Genomic DNA, 20,649 nt, shown 5'->3' with positions numbered 1-20,649 from the left:
CCGTGACCAGCCCGTCGCCCCGGCGCGGGGACCGCAGCAGCATGGACCGCGATGCCGACGACCCACGACGACGCCCCTCCGCCCCGCCCCCGCCGCACCCTCGGACGCGGCCCGGCCGTGGACCCCGTACCGGGGGAGCCGGCGTCCCCGGCGGAGGACCCGGCAGTCGCCCCTGAGCGGGCCGCGGTGCCCGACCCGGCCACCGCACCGGAATCCGCCACCGCACCGGAAGCAGCTACTGCGCAGGAGCCGGTCATCGTGCCCGGTCCGGCTGCCGAACCGGCGAGTGCGCCGGAGCCGCCCGTCGAGGCCGAGGGCAGGGTGTCCGCCGCCGCCCACGGCGGGGAGCCGGACCCGTCCGGTGCCACGGATGCCGCAGATCCCGACGCCGGAGTGGCCGACGAGGCCGACACCGAAACCCCCGCAGAGGCCGGTGACGGCAGGTTCACGGTGCGGCTGGACAACTTCGAGGGCCCCTTCGACCTCCTGTTGCAGTTGATCTCCAAGCACAAGATGGATGTGACCGAGGTCGCACTGTCGAAGGTGACCGACGAGTTCATGGCGCACATCCGCGCCATGGGGCCGGACTGGGACCTGGATCAGACGACGGAGTTCCTGGTCGTCGCGGCCACGCTGCTGGATCTGAAGGCCGCCCGGCTGCTGCCCGCGGCGGAGGTGGAGGACGAGGCCGACCTCGCGCTGTTGGAGGCCCGTGACCTGCTCTTCGCGCGCCTTTTGCAGTACCGCGCGTACAAGAGGATCGCGGACATCTTCAGCGACCGTCTGGCGGACGAGTCGCGGCGCTACCCCCGTACGGTCGGTCTGGAGCCGCACCTCGCGGAGCTGCTGCCCGAGGTCGTCATCAGCATCGGGGCGGAGGGGTTCGCGAAGCTGGCGGTGAAGGCGATGCAGCCCAAGGCCAGGCCGCAGGTCTACGTCGACCACATCCACGCGCCGTTGGTGAGCGTGCGGGAGCAGGCCGAGGTGATGGTGGCGCGGCTGCGGGAGGCGGGGGAGAGCAGTTTCCAGGAGCTGATCGCGGACGCGCCGGACACCCTCACGGTCGTGGCGCGCTTCCTGGCCCTGCTGGAGCTCTACCGGGAACGGGTGGTGGTCCTGGACCAGGAGGAGGCGCTGGGGGCGCTGACGGTCCGCTGGACGGGCTCCGAGGGCTCCCGGCCGGTCGTCACGGACGAGTTCGACCAGGAACCGGCCGCGCAGGCCGCCGTGGCGGCGGCGCGGCCGGAAGAGTCACAGGAGCTGGGCGACGTGCGAAATCCGGATGAGCCGGACGAGCAGGACGGTTCGGACGGGCCGGAAGAGGAGGAGCGGGCGTGAGTGGTGGTCAGGAGACCCAGGGGACCGACGCGGCCTACGAGGTCACCGAGAGCGGTGCGGGCGAGATTCCTGTGCCGGAGCAGGCCCACGAGGCGCCGGCCGGAGCGCTCGGCGTCGCCGAGCTGGACCTGAAGCCCGCCCTGGAGGCCGTGCTGATGGTCGTCGACGAGCCCGCCACCGAGGAGCATCTGGCCCGGGTGCTCCAGCGGTCCCGGCGCTCGGTCGCGCTGGCCCTGCGCGAGCTCTCCGACGACTACGCCCGCCAGGGGCGGGGCTTCGACCTGCGGCTGGTGGCCGGCGGATGGCGGTTCTACTCCCGTGCCGAGTACGCGGACGCGGTGGAGAGCTTCGTCCTGGACGGGCAGCAGGCCCGCCTCACCCAGGCCGCATTGGAGACTCTGGCCGTGGTCGCGTACCGTCAGCCGGTCAGCCGTTCCCGTGTTTCGGCCGTACGCGGCGTCAACTGTGACGGTGTGATGCGCACACTCCTCCAGCGAGGTCTGGTGGAGGAGGCGGGGACGGAACCTGAAACAGGTGCGATCCTGTACAGGACGACGAACTACTTTCTGGAGCGGATGGGCCTGCGCGGCCTGGACGAGCTCCCGGAGCTCGCACCGTTCCTCCCGGAAGCGGACGCGGTCGAGGGCGACTCACCGGAAGGTATCCCGTCGTTCGACGTAGACGACAGCGGCGACTCTCAGACGGATCATTGATGCGAAGCAGCGGCAGGAACAGCGGAAACCAGAACAACGCGGGCGGCGGCGACCGCCGACGCTCGGGTGCGGGGGGCCGCGACGACCAGCAGAAGCGCGCGGGCCGGCCCCGTCCCGAAGAGCGCCGCTACGACGTGGGCGGATCCGGCGGCACCGGAGGCTCCTCCTCCGGCCGCGGCGACGAGCGCAAGGGCGGCGCCCCGAAGAGCGGTGGCAGCCGGGGCGCGGCAGCCCGCGGCGGCGCCAAGGGCGGCCCCCGTACGGGCGCCGCGGGCAAGGCGGGCGGTCCCGGCGGCAAGGGCGCCGGTCCGCAGCGCGGCCGCGGCCAGGGGCCCGCACGCTCCCGTGAGCTGGACGCCAAGATCGAGGAGCGCAACCGCGCCCGCCACGACAAGCCCCAGGTCAAGACCCCCAAGACCTTCGGTGACCAGGAGGGCGAGCGGCTGCAGAAGGTGCTCGCCAGGGCCGGTATGGGTTCGCGGCGGGCCTGCGAGGAGCTGATCGACCAGGCGCGCGTCGAGGTCAACGGCCAGATCGTCATGGAGCAGGGCGTCCGGGTCGACCCCGAGAAGGACGAGATCAAGGTCGACGGCCTGACGGTCGCGACCCAGTCGTACCTCTTCTTCGCGCTGAACAAGCCGGCAGGCGTCGTCTCCACGATGGAGGACCCCGACGGCCGCCAGTGCCTGGGCGACTACGTCACCAACCGCGAGACGCGGCTGTTCCACGTGGGCCGGCTGGACACCGAGACCGAGGGCATCATCCTGCTCACCAACCACGGTGAGCTGGCCCACCGCCTGACGCACCCGCGCTACGGCGTCAAGAAGACCTACCTCGCCGCGATCCAGGGACCGCTCCCGCGTGACCTGGGCAAGCAGCTCAAGGACGGCATCCAGCTGGAGGACGGCTACGCCCGCGCGGACCACTTCCGGGTCGTCGAGAACACCGGGAAGAACTACCTCGTCGAGGTCACCCTCCACGAGGGCCGCAAGCACATCGTGCGCCGGATGCTCGCCGAGGCCGGATTCCCCGTCGAGCGGCTCGTCCGCACGAGCTTCGGCCCGATCCCGCTGGGCGACCAGAAGTCGGGCTGGCTGCGCCGGATGACCAACACCGAGGTCGGCATGCTGATGCGCGAGGTCGAGCTCTAGGACCTACGGGCGCGGGCGCCCGGCTGCCCCGCCCGAGCTGCACCCCTCGGCCGTCACGGAGACGGCCGAGGGGTGTTCTCGTGTGCCGTGCCGCCGGTTCCCCGGTCAGGAGCTGAGGTACGGCTGTCGGTGGGCCTCGTTACCCTTGATCTGTGCGTGCAGGTGCGCGCGACGCGGCACACAGACGCAGGGGAGCAGTGACGTGGCGGTAAGAGCGGTCCGCGGGGCCGTCCAGCTGGAGCGGGACGACGCGGAGCACATGCAGGAGCAGGTGGCCGAGCTGCTCACCGCCATTCTGGAGCGCAACGGCCTCGTCCAGGACGACCTGATCAGTGTGTGGTTCACCGCCACCCCCGATCTGCACAGCGACTTCCCGGCCGCCGCCGCGCGGGGCCTCGGCATCACGGACGTGCCGTTGATCTGCGCCCAGGAGCTGGACGTGGCCGGCGCCATGGAGCGCGTGGTGCGGGTGCTCGCGCATGTCGAGACGGACCTGTCCAAGGCCGGGATCGCCCATGTCTACCTCGGCGCTGCCGGGGCGCTGCGAAAGGACGTCGCGCAGTGAGGACCGCACTCGTCGTCGGCACCGGCCTGATCGGCACCTCGGCCGCCCTCGCGCTCAACGCGCGCGGCGTCCAGGTCCACCTGGAGGACCACGACCACGCCCAGGCGCTGACGGCCGCCGCTCTCGGCGCGGGCACCGCGGAGCCGCCCCCGGGCCCGGTCGACCTCGCCATCGTGGCCGTGCCGCCGGCCCACGTCGCCTCCGCGCTGGCCGATGTCATGCGGCGCGGCGCGGCTCGCGCGTACATCGACGTGGCGAGCGTCAAGGGCGGCCCCCGCCGCGAGCTGGAGGCGATGGGCTGCGACCTGTCCGCCTACCTCGGCACCCACCCGATGGCCGGCAAGGAGCGTTCGGGGCCGCTCGCCGCCACCGCCGACCTCTTCGAGGGCCGTCCCTGGGTGCTCACCCCGACCCGCGAGGGCGACACCGAGGTGCTCAATCTCGCCCTGGAGCTGGTCGCGCTCTGCCGCGCGGTGCCCGTGGTGATGGACGCCGACGCCCACGACCGCGCCGTCGCCCTGGTCTCGCACACCCCGCAGCTGCTCTCCAGCCTCGTCGCGGCCCGTCTGCGGGGCGCCGACGAGACCGCCGTGCGGCTGTGCGGTCAGGGCATCCGGGATGTGACAAGGATCGCGGCCTCCGATCCGGCCATGTGGATCGACATCCTGTCCGCCAACCCCGGCCCGGTCGCCGATGTGCTGTCCGAGGTCGCCGCCGACCTGGACGAGACGGTCCGGTCGCTGCGCGCACTGGAGTCCGCCGACGAGGACAAGCGCGGCACCGGCGTGGGCGGCATCGAGGACGTCCTGCGGCGCGGCAACGCCGGGCGGGAGCGGGTGCCGGGCAAGCACGGCGCCGCCCCGGCCGTCTACGAGATCGTCGCCGTCCACATCGGGGACCAGCCCGGTGAGCTGGCCCGGATCTTCGCGGACGCCGGCCGGGTGGGGATCAACATCGAGGACGTCCGCATCGAGCACGCCACCGGTCAGCAGGCCGGTTTCATCCAGCTCACGGTCGAGCCCAAGTCCGTACCGGCGCTGACCGCGGAGCTGCGGGAGAGGGGCTGGTCGATCCGGCAGTGAGACCGTGGACGGCGCCATGCGGGTGAGCCAGTAACCTTGTCCGAGGTCTGTATGGCCCGTGGACCCCCGCCCCGTGTACAAGAAAGGTGTTCGTCACCGTGGAAACCGCCGCCCGGACCGCCCCGGCTGCAGTGATTGTCGCCATCGACGGCCCCGCTGGCACGGGCAAGTCCAGCACGTCCAAGGCCGTGGCCGCCAAGCTCGGCCTCGGCTACCTCGACACCGGTGCCCAGTACCGCGCGATCACCTGGTGGATGCTGACCAACGGCATCGACGTCAAGGACCCGGTCGCGGTCGCCGACGCCGCCGCCAAGCCCGTGATCGTCTCCGGCACCGACCCGGCCGCCCCGACCATCTCGGTCGACGGCCTGGACGCCGCGGGCCCGATCCGTACGCAGGAGGTCACCGGCGCGGTCAGCGCCGTCAGCGCCGTCCCCGAGGTGCGCACCCGCATCACCGACCTGCAGCGCTCCATCGCCGCCGAGGCGCCGCACGGCATCGTCGTCGAGGGCCGGGACATCGGCATCACCGTCCTGCCCGACGCCGACCTGAAGGTCTTCCTCACCGCCTCCGCCGAGGCGCGGGCGGCCCGCCGCAGCGGTGAGCTCAAGGGCAAGGAGGCCGGAGACCTGGCCGCCACCCGTGAGGCCCTGATGAAGCGGGACGCCGCCGACTCCTCCCGCAAGACCTCCCCGCTGGCCAAGGCCGACGACGCCGTCGAGGTGGACACCACCGAGCTGACCCTGGAGCAGGTCATCGAGTGCGTGGTGACCCTCATCGAGGGTGCGAGCGCCGAAAAGGCGGGACGGGTCGCTCGGTGACCGAAAGCGCCAAGGCGCCGAGCCCGGCGGGTGCCGCGGTCGGCAGGCGGATCGGCATCGGCTTGATGTACGGCCTGTGGAAGCCGCGGGTCCTGGGCGCCTGGCGGGTTCCCGCCGCCGGCCCGGTGATCCTCGCGGTCAACCACTCGCACGGCCTCGACGGCCCGATGCTGATGGGCACCGCGCCGCGGCCGGTGCACTTCCTGATCAAGAAAGAAGCCTTCGTCGGCCCGCTGGACCCGTTCCTGCGTGGCATCGGGCAGCTGAAGGTGGACCGCAGTACGGCCGACCGCAAGGCGATCACCGACGCACTCGGCGTGCTGGACAACGGCGGGGTGCTGGGCATCTTCCCGGAAGGCACCCGTGGCGAGGGCGACTTCGCGTCCCTGCGGGCCGGTCTCGCGTACTTCGCCGTGCGCTCCGGCGCTCCGGTCGTCCCGGTGGCGGTGCTCGGCAGCACCGACCGCAGGAGCCGGCTGACACCTGCCGTACCGCCGCTGCGCGGCCGCGTCGACGTCGTCTTCGGAGACGGCTTCGCGGCGGGCGACGGCAGCGGACGGCGCACCCGCAAGGCGCTGGACGAGGCGACCGTGCGGATCCAGGAGCGGCTGACCGCCCACCTGGCAGAGGCCAGGCGCCTGACCGGGCGCTGACCGAAACTTGAGTAGTGGGCCGCGCACGAGCGGCCCACCGATGACGAAGATGAACGAGGAACGGACTTCATGAACGACCAGATCCACACCGGCGACGAGCACGGTGCGCTTGGCGACGCCGAGTACGCGGAGTTCATGGAGCTCGCCGCGCAGGAGGGCTTCGACCCCGAGGAGGTCGAGGGCGACATCGCCGCGGCCGGCCACGGCCCGCTGCCCGTCCTCGCCGTCGTCGGACGCCCCAATGTCGGCAAGTCGACCCTGGTGAACCGCATCATCGGCCGCCGTGAGGCGGTCGTCGAGGACAAGCCCGGCGTCACCCGTGACCGCGTCACCTACGAGGCCGACTGGAACGGCCGCCGCTTCAAGGTCGTCGACACCGGCGGCTGGGAGCAGGACGTCCTCGGCATCGACGCCTCCGTCGCCGCCCAGGCCGAGTTCGCCATCGAGGCCGCCGACGCGGTGGTCTTCGTCGTGGACTCCAAGGTCGGCGCGACCGACACGGACGAGGCCGTCGTCAAGCTGCTGCGCCGCTCCGGCAAGCCGGTCGTGCTGGTCGCCAACAAGGTGGACGGCCTGTCCGGCGAGGCCGACGCGGCCGCGCTGTGGTCGCTGGGCCTCGGCGAGCCGCACCCCATCTCCGCGCTGCACGGCCGCGGCACCGGCGACATGCTCGACGCCGTCCTGGAGGCGCTTCCCGAGGCGCCCGCGCAGACCTTCGGCACCGCCCTCGGCGGCCCCCGCAGGATCGCGCTGATCGGCCGTCCGAACGTCGGCAAGTCCTCGCTGCTGAACAAGGTCGCGGGCGAGGAGCGGGTCGTCGTCAACGAGATCGCCGGCACCACCCGCGACCCGGTCGACGAACTGATCGAACTCGGCGGCAAGACCTGGAAGTTCGTGGACACCGCCGGTATCCGCCGCCGGGTGCACCTCCAGGAAGGCGCCGACTACTACGCCTCGCTGCGCACCGCGGCGGCTGTGGAGAAGGCCGAGGTCGCGGTCGTCCTGATCGACGCCAGCGAGTCCATCAGCGTGCAGGACCAGCGGATCATCACGATGGCCGTGGAGGCCGGGCGTGCCCTGGTCATCGCCTACAATAAGTGGGACAACCTCGACGAGGAGCGCCGCTTCTACCTGGAGCGGGAGATCGAGCGGGACCTCGTCCAGGTCCCGTGGGCGATGCGGGTGAACGTCTCCGCGCGCACCGGCCGCCACATGGAGAAGCTCGTTCCGGCGATCGAGACCGCGCTGGCCGGCTGGGAGACCCGCATCCCGACGGGACGGCTCAACGCCTTCCTCGGCGAGATCGTGGCCTCCCACCCGCACCCGATCCGCGGCGGCAAGCAGCCTCGCATCCTCTTCGGCACCCAGGCCGGCACCAAGCCCCCGCGCTTCGTGCTCTTCGCCTCCGGCTTCCTGGAGGCCGGCTACCGCCGCTTCATCGAGCGCCGGCTGCGTGAGGAGTTCGGTTTCGAGGGAACGCCCATTCACATCTCGGTGCGCGTGCGGGAGAAGCGCAGCCGGAAGAAGTAGGCACGCGCCTCCCGGTCTCACGCAACGCGCCCCCCGCCCTCACGAGGGCCGGGGGCGCGCTGCGTTCGGAGCCGTCGCCCGCCGCTGGTGTCAGTGGCCGTGCTGGCGGTGGTCCCGCGGCCCCGGCGGCAGCGCCGCGGGGACATGACGCGGGTGGTAGGGCTGCCGGCCCACGACTTCCCAGTGGCCCGAGGACGCCGCCGTGCGTCCCCAGTTTCCGGTGCCGCGCAGGGCGTCGGAGACCTCCGCCTCATCCGTCCGGTCCCCGGGCAGCGCCCGGAAGGAGCGTCGGTACTCGGCGTACAACGCGTCGTAGATCGGCGTGGCCGAAGCGCGATCGGCGGCGTGCGTCGGTTCGTGCGACGAGCGCATGCCGGGGATCGGGTGCGGATACTGGGCGCGGGAGGAGGGGTCGTATGAGTGCACGTCTGTGCCAACGACCCTGATGCCCCGGGGATGCGGCTTTCGGGCGGAAATGGCTGATCGCGGGGGTAATCCGGCCAATTCAGGCGGACTGCCCCCGCGATCGGTGTACCGGTCGGATCAGGTGCCGGCCAGCGGCATCGCCGCCGCGACCAGAACGCCGTCCGCGGCCGCCTTCTCCAGCGCCTGCCGCATCAGGTCCTCACGCGGCTGGTGGCCGATGGTGCCGACGGGCGCCGCGTACATCAGCACGGTCTTGGCCTTGTTCGCCGCCGCGCGCCAGCCGTCGGAGACGGCCAGCGGCTGGTGTGCCTGCCACCACGCGGACTGGTTGTTGGCGGTGCCCGGCTGGAGGACGGCGTGCAGCTTGCCCATGGCGAGGAGTGCGGACCAGCCCGGGTTCGGGGCGGGCAGCTGGTTCATGTCCGTGACGGGGCTGAAGCCCTGTTCCAGGAGCAGCGGCAGGAAGTCGTCGTTCATGCTCGTCGACCCGGGGCGGGCGATCGGGCCGTTGGGCTCGACGACCAGCGCCGGGCGCAGTTCGCCCTCGATCAGTACCAGGCCGCAGGTGATCCCGAGGGTCGCCTGACTGCCGGTGGGGGCCGGGGCGGGCTCCGGGGTGCCGGCGGCGGCGTCCTCACCGGTGATGGAGCGCACGGCTCCCTGGAGCTGCTCCTCCGATACGGGGACGACCTGCGAGGGGATGCAGGTCGCATGCGCGAACGCGAGCACCGCGGTCTCCTCGCCCACGAACAGGACGGTGCTGGTGCGCTCCTGCTCGCTGTCGCCGGGGGTGCGGCATGAGGTGCAGTCGTAGCTGCCGGGGGCGTCGCCACCGGCCAGCAGGCGGTCGGCTTCTTCGTCGCCGATCTCGGCGCGAACGTCGTCGCTGACGTCGAGCATGCGCGGCACGGGTGGCTCCTCGATCTCTGAGCGGCTGCCGGGCGGTCTCCCGGCTCGTAGAGGAACAACGGGCGACCTGCGGCAGGGGTCACGCGCGGGCGGGAACAGAATCGAACCGATCGACGCACAGCGGAATTCGGTGGAGATACGTGACGAAGGTGCGTCTCAAGCGGTCACACGTCGCCAACCTCTGCGCAGAGCCCGGCGCAGGTGGCGGCTCGCGATACACCGGACCGGGTGGGCCCGTCCCGCCGGGGGCGCGGCATCGGCCCGCCGCGCCGTGGCGCTGCTTAACGTCACCGGTTATGTCTGACTACCCATCAGTCGCATGGCGCTTCCCGGCCCGGGCCGGGCTGCTCGCCGCGGGAGCCGCCGCGCTGCTGCTGTGCCTGCCGGCGGAGGCCGGCGCGGAGCAGCCAGGGGCGGCCGGGCCCCGCGGCGGCCCGGCTCCGTACGCCTGCGCCGAGGACCAGTGGCCGTGGGGCTGCATGGCCGAGTGCGAGAGCGGCGGTGACTGGCACATCAACACCGGCAACGGCTTCTACGGCGGTCTGCAGTTCTCGCAGCGCACCTGGAAGGGCTTCGGTGGCTCCGCCTACGCGGCCAGGGCCGACCTCGCCACCCGCGACGAGCAGATCGAGATCGCGGAGAAGGTCCTCGCCGTCCAGGGCTGGGGTGCCTGGCCCGCCTGCTCCAAGCGCTACGGGCTGAGCGGCAAGACCTATGCCGTCCCGCCGGGCGACTCCCTCGACGGGGTCACGCAGGAGCTCCGGCTGCGCGGTGAATGGCCGGTGCTGTACCGCGCGGACAGGGGCGCCAAGGGGGCGCGGCACGCACGGCTGCGGACCGGTGCGCGGCCGGCGCACTCCGGTCACCCGAGGCGGTGACTTCGCGAGGCGCCGGCGCACCTCCCCTCGGTGTGCCCACAGGCCGTGATGTCCGTAGGTGGAGGGATTTCACGGCCCAGAGGTTCCCTCACTTGTCTACCGATGCCCTAACTTTTTCGGAACAACTTGGCGAAAGCCCCCAACCCGGAACCTCGTTTCGCGGTCCTACCGTTCAGCAACTGGGCGTACGAAGCCGTCGGGAGGGGCGCGCGGCGTGGCCCACGGGGCGACCAGGCACCACGGAAGACCAGGGGACACGGGGGACGGATGCACATCTCATTCCTGATTCACAATGCATACGGCATAGGGGGGACGATCAGGACCACGTTCAACCTGGCCCGGACGCTCTCCGAGCGGCACGACGTGGAGATAGTGTCCGTGCTGCGGCACCGTGACGCGCCGGTGTTCTCCCTCGGCCGACGGGTGGCACTGCGTCACCTCGTCGACATCCGGGAGAGCAGCCCCACCTACGACGGCGCCGACCCCGCTTACGCCCGCCCCGCCAAGGTCTTTCCGTCCGCCGAGGGCCGTTTCGGCCAGTACAGCGAACTCACCGACCGCCGGATCGCCCAGCATCTCAACGGGATCGAGGCGGACGTCGTGGTGGGCACGAGGCCGGGGCTGAATGTGCACATCGCCAAGCAGGCGCGCCGCGGCCCGGTCCGTATCGGCCAGGAGCACCTCACCCTCGACACCCACAGCCGGGCCCTCAAGTTGGCGCTGCGCGGCGCCTATCCGCGGCTGGACGCGGTCACCACCGTCACCGAGGCCGATGCCCGCGCCTACCGCCGGACGCTGCGACTGCCGGGAGTCCGTGTCGAAGCGGTGCCCAACAGCGTGCCCGCGTCCGGCCTGGAGCCGGCCGACGGCAGCGGGAAGTGGGTCGTCGCGGCCGGCCGGCTGGCGCGCGTCAAGCGCTACGACATCCTCATCCGCGCCTTCGCCCGGGTCGCCGCCGAGCGGCCCGACTGGCGACTGCGGATCTACGGCGGCGGCGCCGAGAAGGCCGCCCTGCGCGACCTGATCGACGAACTCGGCCTGTACAACCACGTCTTCCTGATGGGGCCGGCCAACCCCCTGGAGCCCGAGTGGGCCAAGGGGTCCATCGCCGCGGTCTCCTCCAGCCTCGAATCCTTCGGGATGACGATCGTGGAGGCCATGCGCAGCGGCCTGCCGGTCGTCGCCACCGACTGCCCGCACGGCCCCGGCGAGATCATCCGCGACGGGGTGGACGGCAGGCTGGTGCCGGTCAACGACCCCGAGGCGCTGGCGGGTTCGCTGCTGGAACTGATCAACGACGACGCCGCCCGCAAGCGGATGGGCGGCGCCGCACTCGCCGCGTCCGCCCGTTTCGATCCCGCCACGGTCGCCGAGCGCTACGAATCGCTCTTCGGCGACCTGCTGACGCAAAGACGGGGCAGCCGCGTGCGCGGCACCCTTCATCGCACCCGAGGAGCACTGTTGAGCGGCGCTTACGCCACCAAGGACGCGGCTCGCGCCGCACTGAGAGGGGTGCGGACGGTATGAACGCGTCGACGCAGCTCCCCGCGAGCGGACACCACGCGAAGGAGCACCCGGACATCGACCGGACACCGGCGGTGCCACTTGCCGGGGGAGCCGGAGCCACCGGCCCCGCGGAGCAGGGCGGCGAGGCGGCCCCCGCCGCGACGGCAGGCGAGCACGCGAGCGCGGCCCGGGTCCCCGAGGTGCTGAAGGCCGACTGCATCGCGGACTCCGCGGGCGGTCTGACCTTCGATCTGAACGCCCCTCAGGACCTGCCCACCGCGTGGAGCGCGGCGCTGGTGCTGCGGCGGCGCGGCAGCGAAAAGGAAGCGAACGGCGGCACGGACGGGACGGACGAGGAGGTGCGTCTGCCGCTCGGCCCGAACGGCTCCGGGCAGCTGCGCGCCGTGCTGCCCAGCACCGTCGCCCTCGCCGAGGGACGCTGGAACGCCTACGCCGACCTCGGCGACGGCCAGGACCCCCGGCGTCTGCTGCCGGGCGTCAACGACCTGCGGTCGCTGGTGGACCGCAGGCCGCTGACGGGCATCGGCCGGCTCGGTGTGCGCATCCCGTACGCGACCAAGTTCGGCAACCTCGCGCTGCGCAGCTGGCTGCGCGGTCCGCATGCCGAGGCCGGTGACATCCTCGTGGCGCCCGACGGCCTGACGGTCTCCGGCCGGCTGTACGGCGCGGTACCGGCCGACGGCGCCCGGGCCGAGGCCCGTGCCCGTCGCTCCGCCCCGGCCGACGGCGGGTCGGCTTCCGGCACCCCCGTGGTCGTCACGGCCCCGTTGACCGTCGACGGCGCGCGCTTCACCTTCACGCTGCCGTTGGAGGAGCTGGCCGGCCGCTGGAAGCGCGGCAGCGAGCCGTGGGATCTCTGGCTGCGTCCCGCCGAAGGCGCCCGGCCGGTGCGCATCGCCCGCCTCCTGGACGACATCGCGGACAAGAAGCAGGTCTTCAGCTACCCGGCGCTCGCGGTGCAGGCACCGGCGGGGCAGGTCAAGGTCGGCCCGTATTACACGCTCGACAACGACCTGGCGATAAGGGTCGCGGGACCGGCCGACGAGGCGTAGCCGGACGCGAGGTGACGACGGCGGTGCGGGCTCGCACCGCCCTTCGTGCTGTCCGAACGCCGCCGGGCGGTGGAGGCAGGCCGAGCCGGGCCTCACGCCCGGACATGGACGTCTCACGCATGCGGACAGTACCTGTCCGCAAACGCTGCGAGACTTGGCCCATGTTGGACACCTCGGCACGGCTGCTCCGTCTGCTCTCCCTGCTGCAGGCGCATCGGGACTGGTCGGGCGGGGATCTCGCCGACCGTCTCGGCGTCACCCCGCGCACCGTCCGGCGCGATATCGACCGGCTGCGCGAGCTGGGCTACCCCGTGCACTCCACGCCCGGCACCGCCGGCGGCTACCAGCTCGGCGCCGGTGCCGAGCTGCCGCCGCTGCTCCTCGACGACGAGGAGGCGGTGGCCGTCGCGGTAGGGCTGCGCAGCGCCGCCGAGGGCAGCGTCGAGGGTATCGAGGAGACCTCGGTGCGGGCGCTGGCGAAGCTGGAGCAGGTGCTGCCGCACCACCTTCGGCGCCGGGTCGGCGCGCTGACCGCCTTCACCGTGCCGATGCCCGGCAGGACCGGCGGCCCGCGGGTGGACGCCGCCACCCTGACCGAACTCGCGCACGCCTGCCGGGACTGCCAACGGCTGCGCTTCGACTACGTCTCCCATGACGGCACGGTCACCCGCCGCAACGTCGAACCGCACCGGCTGGTCTCCACCCAGCGCCGCTGGTACCTCGTCGCCTGGGACGTCGACCGCGCCGACTGGCGCACCTACCGCGCCGACCGCATCACACCGACCCCGCCGCACGGCCCGCGGTTCACGCCCCGGCCCCCGCCCGCGGAGGATCTCGCGGCGTACGTCTCCGAGGGCGTGTCCACCCACGCCTACGCGGAGCGGGCGACGGTCCTGCTGCGGGTGCCGATGGAGCGGGCCGCGGCGCGCATCGGTCCTTCGGCGGGGGTCCTGGAGGCGGTCGACGACAACAGCTGCCTGCTGCGCACCGGCGCCCACAGCCTTGACGTGATGGTGATCCACCTCGTGCTGACCGGTTTCGACTTCGAGGTCCGTGAGCCGCCGGAACTGCTCGATCGCATACGGGAGGTCAGGGACCGGTTGTCCCGGGCGCTGGGATAGCGGCGGGCGGCTTGCCCACCCCGGGGTGGTGCAGGTCGAAGGCCGGTGACTCGGAGCGGATCTTGGGCATGGTGGTGAAGTTGTGCCGCGGCGGCGGCGAGGAGGTCGCCCACTCCAGGGAGCGGCCGTACCCCCAGGGGTCGTCCAGCGTCGTTCTGGTCCCGTACTGCGTGGTCTTCCAGACGTTGTAGAGGAACGGCAGCGTGGAGGCGCCGAGCAGGAACGAGCCGATGGTGGAGAGGGTGTTCAGGGCGGTGAAGCCGTCCGCGCTCAGGTAGTCGGCGTAGCGGCGCGGCATGCCTTCCACGCCCAGCCAGTGCTGGACGAGGAAGGTGGTGTGGAAGCCGACGAACAGCGTCCAGAAGTGGATCTTGCCGAGTCGCTCGTCGAGCATCTTGCCGGTGAACTTGGGCCACCAGAAGTAGAAGCCGGCGAACGTCGCGAAGACCACCGTTCCGAAGACGACGTAGTGGAAGTGACCGACGACGAAGTACGAGTCGGTGACGTGGAAGTCCAGCGGCGGCGAGGCCAGGATGACGCCGGTGAGCCCCCCGAACAGGAAGCTCACCAGGAAGCCGATCGCCCACAGCATCGGGGTCTCGAAGGACAGCGAACCGCGCCACATGGTGCCGATCCAGTTGAAGAACTTCACCCCGGTCGGCGCCGCGATCAGGAACGACAGCAGGGAGAAGAACGGCAGCAGCACCGCGCCGGTCACGAACATGTGGTGCGCCCAGACCACCACCGACAGACCGGTGATGGCCATCGTCGCGCCGATCAGCATGATGTAGCCGAAGATCGGCTTGCGGGAGAAGACCGGGATGATCTCCGTGATGATCCCGAAGAACGGCAGCGCGATGATGTAGACCTCGGGGTGGCCGAAGAACCAGAACAGGTGCTGCCACAGCAGCGCACCGCCCCACTGGGGATCGAACACCACCGCCCCCAAGCGCCGGTCCGCCTCCATCACCAGCAGCGCGGCCGCGAGGACCGGGAACGCGAGCAGCACCAGGATCGACGTGAACAGCACGTTCCAGGTGAAGACCGGCATCCGGAACATCGTCATGCCGGGTGCCCGCATGCCGATGATGGTGGTGATGAAGTTGACCGCGCCGAGGATGGTGCCGAAACCGGCCAGCGCCAGGCCCATGATCCACATATCGGCGCCGAGGCCGGGGGTGTGCGTCGGGGAGTTGAGCGGCGCGTACGCCGTCCATCCGTAGCCGGGGCCGCCGTCCGGCGTCAGGAAGCTGCCCACCACGATCAGCGCGCCGAAGAGGTAGAGCCAGTACGAGAGCATGTTCAGCCGCGGAAAGGCGACGTCGGGGGAGCCGATCTGCAAGGGCATGATCTCGTTGGCGAAGCCCGCGAACGCCGGGGTGGCGAACAGCAGCAGCATGATCGTGCCGTGCATCGTGAGCGCCTGGTTGAACTGCTCGTTGCTGACGAGCTGGAGGCCGGGGCGGGCCAGTTCGGCGCGCATCACCAGCGCCAGCAGGCCGCCGAACAGGAAGAAGCCGAAGGAAGTGATCAGGTAGAGATGCCCGATCTTCTTGTGGTCGGTCGTGGTCAGCCAGTCGACCAGGATCGAACCCCGGCGCCGTGCCCCGGTCGGCCGGATGCTCGCTCGGGCGGTGTCCGTACCCATCCGCCGCACCTCGTTCCTCAAGGGTGTACTGGGGGCCGGGGCCATGATGCTCGGGACGGGAGTGGAGTGCGAGGGGGCGCTCCGGCCGTGCCCGGCGGGATCTGAGGCCCCGTCATCGCGGCGGGCGGCGGCGGGTGGGGCCGCGGCGGGGTGTCCGGGACGGCCGGCGGAGGGCGGCCATGGGCGATGTGCGGGAAATGTGTGTGGAGTGTGTCTCGTTGGCCAATTGCCCGGTGGCCGATAAAGCACTTCGGGTAAGGGAAATGCGCACCGGACGGCGGATTGTTTTCCCAACTCTGTCCGGCGTTGTCCGGGCCGGCTGCACACCGCTTCGCATTTGATCAAGGAGGAATTCAGGCAGCTTTGTTTTCCACCCGGTTGCGGCATCACACGGCACGTACGGGTGACGCGAGTTCCCGCAAACGCAGGAGCCTTGGCTGTGACACAAGTGTGACCAATGGCAGACCCGGAAGGCACCGGCGTGTGCGACAGAAGGGCCTTCCGCGCTCCGGTACGGGCGCCTAACGTGGCTGTCATGGCACCCGAACCGAACCTTCCGAACGAACCCCAGGACGACACCGAGGCATATATCGGTCTCGCCCAGCAGGACGCCGAGGAGCGTGCCCGCGCGCGCGGCTGGACCACCGTCCGTTCGCTGCCGCCCGGCGCGATCATCACCATGGAATACCTCGTCGGCCGGCTCAACTTCGAGGTGAAGGACGGCGTCGTGCACCGCACCTGGCAGGGCTGACCGCCCTCGCGTACGACGAAGGCCCCGGCTGCTCCCTCAGGAGCGGCCGGGGCCTTCGGTGCGGGGTAGCGGGTGTGCGTACCGGCCCCGCGGTCGGGGGAAGCGGTCAGCCGGTCCCGTTACGGCCCCGCCCGGACGTCGGGCTCAGCGGGGTGCTGCGCGGGACGCGGTCCGCGTGCGGCGGCCTGCGGCTGCCCGCGGGGGTTACCGGTGAGCGCTCCGAGCGGGAGGTGTGCGGCCGTGCCGGGTGGTGCGGCCAGCCGTCCGGCGCGCGGGTGGCCGCGCCGCGGCCGCCCGTACCGACGCTGACGGCCTCGCGTACCAGCGCCTCGCCGTCCGCGCCGACACGCTGCCGTGAGATGCCGGGGGCCAGTGCGCCGGCCGGCAGCGGGCCGCGCAGCGAGTCGGGGCGCAGTCGCAGCCACAGGCGCAGCAGGACGCCCATGATGCGGTCCTCGACCCAGGTCAGACCGGGCTCCAGCCACGGCAGCGCCAGCAGCACCAGCAGTCCGGCGGCCCAGCCGAGCAGTACGTCACTGACCCAGTGGGTACCGAGGTAGACGGTGGTCATGCCGACGCCCAGGGCGCCCAGTGCCGCGATCACCGACAGGGTGCGGCGGCGCAGCGGGGTGGTCGCCAAGTAGGCCAGCACACCCCAGGTGACCACGGCGTTCGCGGTGTGACCCGAGGGAAATATATCGCCGCCGAGCCACATCTCGTTCGAGCCGACGGTGGTCGCGTAGTGCGGGCCGAGCCGGCTCATGCCGAGCTTGGCGGCGCCAACGGTCACGTTCAGCAGGAGCAGTGAGGCGCCCAGCACCAGCAGCGGGTGGAGGTTGCGCTGGCGCCAGCACCGCCAGCCCAGCCAGGCGGCCACCGCCACAGCGGTCGGTCCGCGCTGCCCCAGGACAACGAAGTAGTCGAGGAAGGCATGGATCTCAGGCCATTGCTTGTACGGCTTGAAGAACATGACTTGCCAGTCGAATGTGACCAGCCATGAAGTGGCCAGCACTCCGACCACGATCGCGATGTACACCGCCAGCGTGCCTCCGAACAGCCACAGGCGGGTCCGGGTCATGCGTGGTAGGGGTCGGGCGCGATCGGTCGGGCGCTCCTCCATCTGGTCGAGCTTGTCATCGGTACGCACTCAATCGACGTTACCGCGTGTGATGTAGCTGCTTGGTCAAACTGTGAGCTTTGTAATGACGATGTGATGTGGAATGGGTCTCAAACAGGGCGTGGAGGCGGGGATTTGGAAGTGAATTCGAAGCGATTCGGATTCCCCTCGCGACGTCCGCGTGTCGCCGCTGTGAGCGCCTTATCTGCTTTTCCTCGCGGGAGTTTATCCCCGATTCGCCCGGGCGTCGCGGGATGTTTCCCGCGACGCCCTTACGGAGGGGCGTCTTCCGGTCACGGTGGGCCGGAGCCGTTCAGCCAGAAGGCGCCGTACAGCGCGGAGCCCACCGCGACCACCCCGATGACCAGGCACGATCGTGCCGGGCGCAGACGCGCGAGCCCCACCGCGACGGGCAGCAGCAGTGGGTAGGCCGGCAGCATCAGCCGCGGCTTGGAACCGAAGTACCCCTTGGCGGTCAGTGCCAGGAGCAGCACAGCGCCGCCGTAGACCAGCAGCGGTAGCGGCTGTCCCATCCGCACTCCGCGGACGTACAGCCAGATGACCAGCGCGAGACCGATGAGCAGGCCCAGCCCGGCGGCGAAGGCGGGTCCCGACAGCAGGTCCCCGATGAAGGAGCCGAACGCGATTCCGCCGTCGAAGCCGTTGCCCCAGCCGCCCTGGACGTCCAGATAGCCGGTGAGGAGGCTGCCCTGCCGCGCGCCGACCCACAGGAAGTAGCCGCACCAGCCGAGCGGGGCGATCAGTACGCCGAGCAGCATGCCCCGGTGGCGGCCGCCGAAGGCCGCGCGCAGTCCCACGCCGCCGGCCCGCTCGTTCCACACCGTCACGGCCGCGGTGATCCACACGGCCGCCACGACCGCGGCGCCCACCGGCCGGGTCAGCCCGGCCAGCGAGGCCAGCACCCCCGCCCAGACCCAGCGCCCGGTCAGTACGCAGTACACGGCCCAGGCCGCGAGGGCGGTGAACAGCGACTCCGAGTAGGCCATCGACTGCACGATGCCTACCGGCAGGGCGGCCCAGAGCGCCGCGAGGGCCACCCCCGCACGCTGCCCGTACAGGCGCTCGCCGGTCGCGTACAGCGCCCAGGCCGCCCCCAGCGACGCGGTCCAGGTCACGATCATCCCGGCGTCGGCCGCGGACAGCGGCAGCAGCGCGGCCAGACCCCGTTCGAGCCAGGGCAGCAGCGGGAAGAACGCCAGGTTCGAATGCACATCGCCGTTGGCCAGCTGCACGCTGTAGCCGTAGCCCTGCTCGGCGACGCGGGTGTACCAGAGGGCGTCCCAGCGCGCGGTGAGCAGCGTGTGCCAGTTCTTGCCGTTCGCCGCCGACCACACCGCGAGTACGACCAGGCCCAGCAGCCGGATCGCCGCGTACGCCGCGAGGGCGGGCGCGGCCCGGCGCAGGGCGTCCCGGACGGCGGGCCCGCGCACTGTCCGGCCGGGGGCGGCGGTCGAGGCAAGATCGTTCACCCGGACGATTATCCAGGGTGAAAGAAGCGCCTCTGCCTGCGGCGTCGAGGGAACGCGAGGACCTGCGATGCGCGTCTCATCGTGAGGTGAGCCACGCAGGCCCCCGGGTGATTCGCGTAGTCTGACGTATCAACTCGCCCGTGCCGCCGGTTCACCCGGGGCGTTTTCGCGCCCTGCTCCGCGGCCGCGAGAGCATGACAGGAGGTACTGCATGTCCGGGACGACCGCGTCCGACAAGGGGCGGACGGCTGGTGTTCCCCGGCTCTCAGGCGGCGGTGCGAGCCGCTGGACCGTGCTGATCGTGCTCTGTGTCAGCCTGCTCTTCGTCGCGCTGGACACCACGATCCTGTACGTGGCGGTGCCCTCGGTGACCGAGGATCTGCGGCCGGGCCCGGTGGAACTTCTCTGGATCGTCGACGTCTACCCGCTGATAGCGGCGTCGTTGCTGATCCTCTTCGGCACCCTCGGCGACCGGGTGGGGCGCCGGCGCATCCTCCTCCTCGGCTACGGCCTGTTCGGTGTCGCCTCGGCCGCCGCGGCGCTGGCGCCGAACCCGCAGACCTTGATGGTGGCGCGTGCCCTGCTCGGCATCGGCGGCGCGATGATCATGCCCGCGACGCTGTCCATCCTGCGCCAGGTCTTCCCCGACCGGCGCGAGCGCGCGGTCGCCATCGGCGTGTGGAGCGCGGTGGCGGCGGTCGGCGCCGCGGTCGGCCCGGTGCTGGGCGGCTTCCTCGTCGAGAACTTCTGGTGGGGCTCGGTCTTCCTCATCAACATCCCGATGATGGCCGTGATGCTGCTGATAGGCCGCTGGCTGCTGCCGGAGTCGAGGGGTGAGCGCAACGGGCCCTGGGACGTGATCGGCGCCATCATCGCGGCGCTCGGCGTGCTGGGCATCGTTCTCGGGGTCAAGCGCATCGGCAGCGGTGAGGCCGTGCTCGGCCTCACCACCCTCCTCCCCATCGTCCTCGGCACCCTGCTGCTGGTCCTCTTCGTCCACCGCCAGCGACGCCGCGTACACCCGCTGATCGATATGCGGCTCTTCGCCCGCCCGGCGTTCGGCACCTCCGTCGGCTGCATCGTGCTGGCGATGCTCGCCCTGGTGGGCCTCCAGCTGATCGCCGTCCAGTACCTCCAGCTCGTGCTCGGACTGAGCCCGCTGGAGACCGGACTGCGGATGCTGCCCCTGGTCTTCGCCGCCATGGCGGCCGGGCTCACCGGCTCGCGGATGCTGCAGGCCGTCGGGCCGCGCGCCATGGTCTCGCTCGGCTTCGTCCTCACCGCTGTCGCGGTGCTCTGCCTGACCGCGATGAACGACCAGGACCGCGTCTGGCTGCTCTCCCTCGGCTTCGTGCTGCTGGGATTCGGCTTCCAGTCCACCCTGTTCGGGGCGTACGAGTCGATGCTCAGCGAGGCTCCGGCGGAAGCGTCCGGCGGAGCCGCCGCCATCGGGGAGACCTCCTACCAGCTCGGTGCGGGCATCGGCGTCGCACTGCTCGGCAGTGTCATGAACGCCGCCTACGCTCCGGGCCTGTCCCACGTCGACGGTGTCCCCCGGGGAGCCGCCGCCTCGGCGTCGCACTCGCTGGGCGAGGCGTACAAGGTCGCCGCGGGGCTGGGGGAGTCGGCCAAGCACGCGCTGCGCGAGGCCGCTCGGGAGTCCTTCGTCCGCGGACTGCACGTCACGCTCGTCGCCAGCGCGGTGCTGCTGCTCGTAGGGGCGGCGATCGCACTGCGGCTGCCGCGTCGGGCCGCGGACTCCGCGGAGCGGGCCGAGGGCGACAACGCCACGGGCGTCAGCCGCGACAGTGAACCGGCTCCCGCGAACACCGGCCGCTGACAGCCGCAGCGTGGCCGCACCCCCGAGGCGCGAACCG

At 71.5% G+C, this 20,649-nt stretch carries 19 protein-coding genes; 14 read left to right on the top strand and 5 right to left on the bottom strand.

All coding sequences use genetic code 11. The annotated features are described in order from the left end of the window. Positions 1-51 precede the first annotated feature (51 nt). From ACGFZW_RS20090 to der, 8 genes are all read left to right on the top strand, one after another. Positions 52-1,338, top strand: coding sequence for a segregation/condensation protein A (locus tag ACGFZW_RS20090; protein WP_393894486.1), 1,287 nt, complete (start codon positions 52-54; stop codon positions 1,336-1,338). Between the two features lie 65 nt (positions 1,339-1,403). Further along, positions 1,404-2,051 carry an SMC-Scp complex subunit ScpB gene (gene scpB / locus ACGFZW_RS20085; RefSeq protein ID WP_393894527.1) on the top strand — a complete coding sequence of 216 codons (648 nt, stop codon included), beginning with the start codon at positions 1,404-1,406 and terminating at the stop codon, positions 2,049-2,051. Beyond that, on the top strand, positions 2,051-3,202 hold the full coding sequence (locus ACGFZW_RS20080; protein WP_393894485.1) for a pseudouridine synthase: 1,152 nt from the start codon (positions 2,051-2,053) through the stop codon (positions 3,200-3,202). The genes scpB and ACGFZW_RS20080 overlap by 1 nt, the downstream gene beginning before the upstream one ends. Positions 3,203-3,404: 202 nt before the next feature. After that, complete coding sequence (aroH, locus tag ACGFZW_RS20075) at positions 3,405-3,767, top strand: chorismate mutase (protein ID WP_393894484.1); 363 nt, start codon at positions 3,405-3,407, stop codon at positions 3,765-3,767. Further along, a complete protein-coding gene (locus tag ACGFZW_RS20070) occupies positions 3,764-4,849 on the top strand; it encodes a prephenate dehydrogenase (protein WP_393894483.1) in 1,086 nt (361 codons plus the stop codon). The genes aroH and ACGFZW_RS20070 overlap by 4 nt, the downstream gene beginning before the upstream one ends. A 98-nt stretch (positions 4,850-4,947) precedes the next feature. Further along, a complete protein-coding gene (cmk, locus tag ACGFZW_RS20065; RefSeq protein WP_393894482.1) occupies positions 4,948-5,670 on the top strand; it encodes a (d)CMP kinase in 723 nt (240 codons plus the stop codon). After that, positions 5,667-6,323, top strand: a complete 657-nt coding sequence (locus ACGFZW_RS20060) for a lysophospholipid acyltransferase family protein (protein ID WP_393894481.1) — start codon at positions 5,667-5,669, stop codon at positions 6,321-6,323. The genes cmk and ACGFZW_RS20060 overlap by 4 nt, the downstream gene beginning before the upstream one ends. A gap of 69 nt (positions 6,324-6,392) precedes the next feature. Continuing rightward, positions 6,393-7,853, top strand: coding sequence for a ribosome biogenesis GTPase Der (der, locus tag ACGFZW_RS20055; protein ID WP_393894480.1), 1,461 nt, complete (start codon positions 6,393-6,395; stop codon positions 7,851-7,853). 90 nt (positions 7,854-7,943) lie between these two features. On the opposite strand, the gene ACGFZW_RS20050 is transcribed toward der, so the two are convergent. Together ACGFZW_RS20050 and ACGFZW_RS20045 are read right to left on the bottom strand one after the other, a co-directional pair. Then, positions 7,944-8,279 carry a hypothetical protein gene (locus ACGFZW_RS20050; RefSeq protein WP_393894479.1) on the bottom strand — a complete coding sequence of 112 codons (336 nt, stop codon included), beginning with the start codon at positions 8,277-8,279 and terminating at the stop codon, positions 7,944-7,946. A gap of 117 nt (positions 8,280-8,396) precedes the next feature. After that, positions 8,397-9,179 (bottom strand): hypothetical protein, encoded by a 783-nt coding sequence (locus ACGFZW_RS20045; RefSeq protein WP_393894526.1) that lies wholly within the window; start codon positions 9,177-9,179, stop codon positions 8,397-8,399. A gap of 305 nt (positions 9,180-9,484) precedes the next feature. On the opposite strand from ACGFZW_RS20045, the gene ACGFZW_RS20040 reads away from it, so the two are divergent. The 4 genes from ACGFZW_RS20040 to ACGFZW_RS20025 all read left to right on the top strand — a co-directional run bounded on the left by ACGFZW_RS20040 (position 9,485) and on the right by ACGFZW_RS20025 (position 13,766). Then, positions 9,485-10,066, top strand: a complete 582-nt coding sequence (locus ACGFZW_RS20040) for a transglycosylase family protein (RefSeq protein WP_393894478.1) — start codon at positions 9,485-9,487, stop codon at positions 10,064-10,066. 267 nt (positions 10,067-10,333) lie between these two features. Further along, on the top strand, positions 10,334-11,593 hold the full coding sequence (locus tag ACGFZW_RS20035; RefSeq protein WP_393894477.1) for a glycosyltransferase family 4 protein: 1,260 nt from the start codon (positions 10,334-10,336) through the stop codon (positions 11,591-11,593). Continuing rightward, positions 11,590-12,645: a hypothetical protein gene (locus ACGFZW_RS20030; RefSeq protein WP_393894476.1), complete on the top strand. Its 1,056-nt coding sequence runs from the start codon at positions 11,590-11,592 to the stop codon at positions 12,643-12,645. Before ACGFZW_RS20035 ends, ACGFZW_RS20030 begins: the two co-directional genes overlap by 4 nt. 161 nt (positions 12,646-12,806) lie before the next feature. Continuing rightward, positions 12,807-13,766: a helix-turn-helix transcriptional regulator gene (locus ACGFZW_RS20025; protein ID WP_393894475.1), complete on the top strand. Its 960-nt coding sequence runs from the start codon at positions 12,807-12,809 to the stop codon at positions 13,764-13,766. Here the strand turns inward: ACGFZW_RS20025 and ctaD are convergent. Continuing rightward, a complete protein-coding gene (ctaD, locus tag ACGFZW_RS20020; protein ID WP_393894474.1) occupies positions 13,735-15,414 on the bottom strand; it encodes a cytochrome c oxidase subunit I in 1,680 nt (559 codons plus the stop codon). The two genes, ACGFZW_RS20025 and ctaD, sit on opposite strands and share 32 nt — an antisense overlap. A gap of 535 nt (positions 15,415-15,949) precedes the next feature. On the opposite strand from ctaD, the gene ACGFZW_RS20015 reads away from it, so the two are divergent. Beyond that, entirely contained in the window at positions 15,950-16,165 is a 216-nt protein-coding gene (locus ACGFZW_RS20015; RefSeq protein WP_393894473.1) for an I78 family peptidase inhibitor, read from the top strand. A gap of 106 nt (positions 16,166-16,271) precedes the next feature. On the opposite strand, the gene ACGFZW_RS20010 is transcribed toward ACGFZW_RS20015, so the two are convergent. Both ACGFZW_RS20010 and ACGFZW_RS20005 read right to left on the bottom strand, forming a co-directional pair. After that, positions 16,272-17,312, bottom strand: a complete 1,041-nt coding sequence (locus ACGFZW_RS20010; protein ID WP_393894472.1) for a phosphatase PAP2 family protein — start codon at positions 17,310-17,312, stop codon at positions 16,272-16,274. A 263-nt stretch (positions 17,313-17,575) separates the two neighbouring features. Next, positions 17,576-18,772: a hypothetical protein gene (locus ACGFZW_RS20005; RefSeq protein ID WP_393894471.1), complete on the bottom strand. Its 1,197-nt coding sequence runs from the start codon at positions 18,770-18,772 to the stop codon at positions 17,576-17,578. Between the two features lie 211 nt (positions 18,773-18,983). Here ACGFZW_RS20005 and ACGFZW_RS20000 point away from each other — a divergent pair, with 211 nt between their 5' ends. After that, positions 18,984-20,612, top strand: a complete 1,629-nt coding sequence (locus tag ACGFZW_RS20000) for an MFS transporter (protein ID WP_393894470.1) — start codon at positions 18,984-18,986, stop codon at positions 20,610-20,612. The last annotated feature ends 37 nt before the right edge of the window (positions 20,613-20,649 follow it).

Origin of the sequence: Streptomyces sp. NPDC048248, from assembly GCF_043201875.1 — a bacterium.
Classification (GTDB): domain Bacteria; phylum Actinomycetota; class Actinomycetes; order Streptomycetales; family Streptomycetaceae; genus Streptomyces.
Note: the sequence above shows the minus strand (reverse complement) of the source record. Positions and strands in the feature narration are given on the sequence as shown.